The following is a 4057-nucleotide window of genomic DNA, read 5'->3' on the forward strand; positions in this document are numbered from 1 at the left end:
GCGCTTGAGATTGGCCTGGAAGGGCTGCGTATGCGGCTGCAGCGCCGGGCTGGAGTCGAGGAACTCGATCTCGAAGGGCTGGCCGTTCGGCAGCTTCAGCACATTGCCGTCGCGCTTGCACCCGGCGGCGCGCAGCATCTCGTCGGCCTTGCGCAGCAGGTTGCGGTCGCTGCCCGAGCCGTCCGAGACCGGCGGCAGGAACGGTTCGCCGAAGACGTCCTCCGGCACCTTACCGCGCCAAGGCTCGAGCAGAGCGAGCTCCTCCGGCGAAGGTTTGCCGACGGCCTTCGAGTCCGAGTTCTCGAAATAGGACGTCATGCGCTCATAGGAGCCGAACATGATCGTCTTGCGCGTCCATTCGAAGTCGAAGGCAAGCCCCAGAGCCTCGCGGATGCGGGGGTCGGCGAACTTCTCGCGGCGCGTATTGTAGATCCAGCCCTGCGACCCGACCGGCTCGGTCTTCGGCAGGGCTTCCTTCTTGACCTTGCCCTCGTGCACGGCCGGGAAATCGTAGCCCGTCGCCCAGATGCGCGAGGTGAATTCTTCCTGGAAGGTGATGGCGCCGGCCTTGAAGGCCTCGAAGGCGACCTGCCGGTCGCGGAAGTACTCCCAGCGTACCCGGTCGAAATTGTTGGTGCCGATATTCACCGGCAGGTCCTTGCCCCAATAGTCCGGCACGCGCTCGAACTCGATGAAGCGGCCCTGCTCGAAACGCCCGACCTTGTAGGCGCCGGAGCCTAGCGGCGGCTCCAGCGTCGAGGCGGTGAAGTCCCGCGTCGACCAGTACTTCTCGGAGAAGACCGGCAGGCCGGCGACGACGAGGTGCAGGTCGCGCCCGCGCTTCGGCGAGAACTTGACCACGAGGATGTCGTCGCCCTCGGCTTCCGATGAGACGAGTTCGTTGAGCAGCAGCCGGTAGGACGGATGCCCCTTCGCCTTCAGGATGTTCATGGAAAAGGCGGCGTCACGGGCGGTCACACGCGAGCCGTCATGGAAGCGAGCCTCGGGTCGCAGGCGGAAGCGATAGGTCAGTTTGTCCGGCGCGACGGCGACGCTCTTGGCGAGAAGGCCGTAGAGCGAGCCCGGCTCGTCGCCCGAGCCAGCCATCAGGCTGTCGAAGCAGGCATCCATGCCGGCCGCGCCATCGCCCTGGAGTACGAAGGTGTTCAGCGTGTTGAAGGTGTCGAAGCTCTGGTTGCCGCCGGCCCGCTTGATCTGGACGGTGAGCATGCCGCCTTTGGGCGCCTTCGGGTTCACATAGCCGAAATGCGGGAAATCCGGCGGCAGGGCGAGCTCGCCGAAGGTCGAGAGCCCATGCGATTCGGCGTCCTGCGCCAGCGCCGCGTTGGAAAGCGCCGGCAGGCTTCCCGCGACTGTCGCGGCACCTGCGGCTTCCAGCAATCTGCGGCGTGTGATGCGCATCGCCATCGTTTCGCGTCTCCGTCTGATTCGCCGCCATCCTATCTCGCCCCTGCGGGCGGATACGGCAATGGTCGGCAAGGCTTGGCAGGGCCAGGATTGTGCCGGCAAGCCGGAGGCGGGAGCAAGGCGGCACCAAACAAAAAGCCGGGCAAGGGCCCGGCTTTCTGAAGCAAATGGTCGCAGTTGCCGTCGATCAGGGCTTCGGCAGCGGCTTGGGCGCATCCGCGAGCGTGTTGAGATAGGCGACGACGTCGGCGCGGGTCTCGGGCTTGCTGATGCCGGCGAAGGCCATCGCGGTGCCCGGCACATAGGCCTTCGGGTTCTTCAGGAAGTGGTCGAGCGCGTCGGCGTCCCAGTTCTTGTCATTCCGGCCCTTCATCGCGGCCGAATAGCCGAAGCCGGCGACCGAGCCCTCGCTTCGGCCGTAGACGTCGAAGAGGTGCGGGCCGACCTTGTTCGCGCCGCCCTTCTCGAAGGTGTGGCAGGCCTTGCAGGCGCCGACAGCCTTCTCGCCCTTGGCCGGATCGGCCTTGACGAGGCGGACCGCGATCGGCTCCTCGGCGGCCGGGGCCGCGGCGCCGCCCGCAGCGGCCGGCTCCTCGCTCGGCAGGTCGAAGCCCGGAACGGCGGGCTTCTTCGGTGCGAAGACGATGCCGGCGGCCATATTGAGGCTCATCACGACGAGCAGCGTGGAGAGAACCGCGCCGGCGATCTTGTTGGCTTCGATATTCATCGTATCCGAACCTTGGTGCCCTCCGCGGCCTAGGCCCGGGAGACGAGATAGCGCATAGCCGGAGTCTTGAAAGCCTCCAGCCTCCGCCGTTGCTTAACCGCTTTGCGCGCTTCATTGCAACTCGTATAAGCACGCTCCGCTTTGAGACTTTTTGACGCCTCCCGCCGCAGCCTGCGGCCTTCCTGCCGAGCCCGCCCGGAAACATGTCGAATCCGCTGATCCTGATCCCCGCCCGCATGCAGGCGACCCGTCTCCCCGGCAAGCCGCTCGCCGACATCAACGGCGAGCCGATGATCGTGCATGTCTGGCGCCGGGCGGTGGAATCCGGGGCCGGAGACGTCGCGGTGGCGACGGACTCACCGGAAATCGCGGCCGCGATCGAGGCGGCCGGGGGGAAGGCGGTGATGACGAGCGCCGATCACCAGACGGGTTCGGACCGCATCAAGGAAGCCGCCGATATCCTCGATCCCGAGCGCCGCTACGACATCATCGTCAATGTGCAGGGCGATTTCCCGACGCTCGAACCCTCGGCCATCGCCGCAGCGGTGAAGCCTCTCGCCGATCCGGCTGTGGATATCGCGACGCTCGCGGGCGAGATCACCGACGAGGAAGAGAAGGTTGCGCCGAGCGTGGTCAAGCTGATCGGGAGCGAGATCGCTCCCGGCCATATGCGAGCGCTATACTTCACGCGTGCCACTGCGCCCGCGGGCGAGGGGCCGCTCTATCACCATGTCGGTCTCTACGCTTACCGCCGCGCGGCGCTCGATCGCTTCGTCAGCCTGCCGCAGTCGCCGCTGGAGCTGCGCGAGAAGCTCGAGCAGCTGCGCGCCCTCGAAGACGGCATGCGCATCGACGTCATGGTCATCGACCATGTGCCGCGCGGCGTCGACACGCCCCCCGATCTCGACCGCGCCCGCGCGATCCTGAAATCCCGCTAAAGCCGTTCCGGCCAAGCCGCTGCGGCCTGGCGCATGAAACGGCGTCAAGACAAGAAGCCGAGGAGCCTGAGAGTCCCATGTCCTTCGTCGTGTCCTACCAGGGTGAGCCCGGAGCCTTCTCCTCGCAGGCGGCTCTCCAGGTGTTTCCGGACTGCGAGCTCCTGCCGTGCCCGACCTTCGAAGACGCGCTCGCTGCCGTCAGCGACGGCAAGGCGCGCTACGGAATGATCCCGATCGACAACTCGATCGCCGGCCGCGTGGCCGATATCCACCATCTGCTGCCGCGCTCGGGCCTGCATATCATCGGTGAGCACTTCCTGCCGATCCGCTTCCATCTGATGGGCGTCGAAGGCGCGACGCTCGCGACGGTCAAGGTGGTGCAGAGCCATATCCATGCGCTCGGCCAGTGCCGCAAGATCATCCGCAAACTCGGCCTCAAGGCAGAGGTCGCGGCCGATACGGCGGGCTCCGCGCGGCAGGTCGCCGAGGCCGACGACGTGACCCGCGCCGCGATCGCTCCGCGCATCGCGGCGGATGTCTACGGCCTCAACATCCTGATGGAGGACATCGAGGACGAGAAGCACAACACCACGCGCTTCGTCGTGCTCTCGAAATATCCGGAATATGCCCGGCAGGGCGCGGGCCGGACCGTGACCACGCTGATGTTCCGTGTCCGCAACATCCCGGCTGCCCTCTACAAGGCGATGGGCGGCTTCGCTACCAACGGCATCAACATGACCAAGCTGGAAAGCTACATGGTCGACGGCCTGTTCTCGGCGACGATGTTCTATGCCGATGTCGAGGGGCATCCGGACGATCCGGCGCTGCGGCGCGCGCTGGACGAGCTCTCCTACTTCTCCAAGGAGATGAAGATCATGGGCGTCTATCCCGCCAGCGACTTCCGCTCCACCATCGAGGAGCCGGCGGAGTAAGCAGTCCCCGACATCGGCAGAGGGCGGGCTTC

General features: G+C 66.2%; 4 protein-coding genes. 2 read left to right on the forward strand and 2 right to left on the reverse strand.

What is annotated here, in order from left to right; all coding sequences use genetic code 11:
- Positions 1–1428 (reverse strand): extracellular solute-binding protein (locus ACIPIA_RS11540; protein WP_400509607.1); only part of this gene is annotated, 1428 nt, incomplete at its 3' end.
- A 187-nt stretch (positions 1429–1615) separates the two neighbouring features.
- On the reverse strand, positions 1616–2155 hold the full coding sequence (locus ACIPIA_RS11545; RefSeq protein ID WP_400509609.1) for a c-type cytochrome: 540 nt from the start codon (positions 2153–2155) through the stop codon (positions 1616–1618).
- A 203-nt stretch (positions 2156–2358) separates the two neighbouring features.
- Between ACIPIA_RS11545 and ACIPIA_RS11550 the strand changes: the two genes are divergently transcribed.
- A complete protein-coding gene (locus ACIPIA_RS11550; RefSeq protein WP_400509611.1) occupies positions 2359–3093 on the forward strand; it encodes a 3-deoxy-manno-octulosonate cytidylyltransferase in 735 nt (244 codons plus the stop codon).
- A gap of 77 nt (positions 3094–3170) precedes the next feature.
- Positions 3171–4025, forward strand: coding sequence for a prephenate dehydratase (locus ACIPIA_RS11555; RefSeq protein ID WP_400509613.1), 855 nt, complete (start codon positions 3171–3173; stop codon positions 4023–4025).
- The last annotated feature ends 32 nt before the right edge of the window (positions 4026–4057 follow it).

Source organism: Allobosea sp. CER48, from assembly GCF_044752385.1.
Classification (GTDB): Bacteria; Pseudomonadota; Alphaproteobacteria; order Rhizobiales; family Beijerinckiaceae; genus Allobosea.

What these genes read in the sequence shown, in the direction of transcription:
- ACIPIA_RS11545 (WP_400509609.1), bottom strand. Translation starts at nt 2,155, where the DNA reads ATGAATATCGAAGCCAACAAGATCGCCGGCGCGGTTCTCTCCACGCTG.
- ACIPIA_RS11550 (WP_400509611.1), top strand. Translation starts at nt 2,359, where the DNA reads ATGTCGAATCCGCTGATCCTGATCCCCGCCCGCATGCAGGCGACCCGT.
- ACIPIA_RS11555 (WP_400509613.1), top strand. Translation starts at nt 3,171, where the DNA reads ATGTCCTTCGTCGTGTCCTACCAGGGTGAGCCCGGAGCCTTCTCCTCG.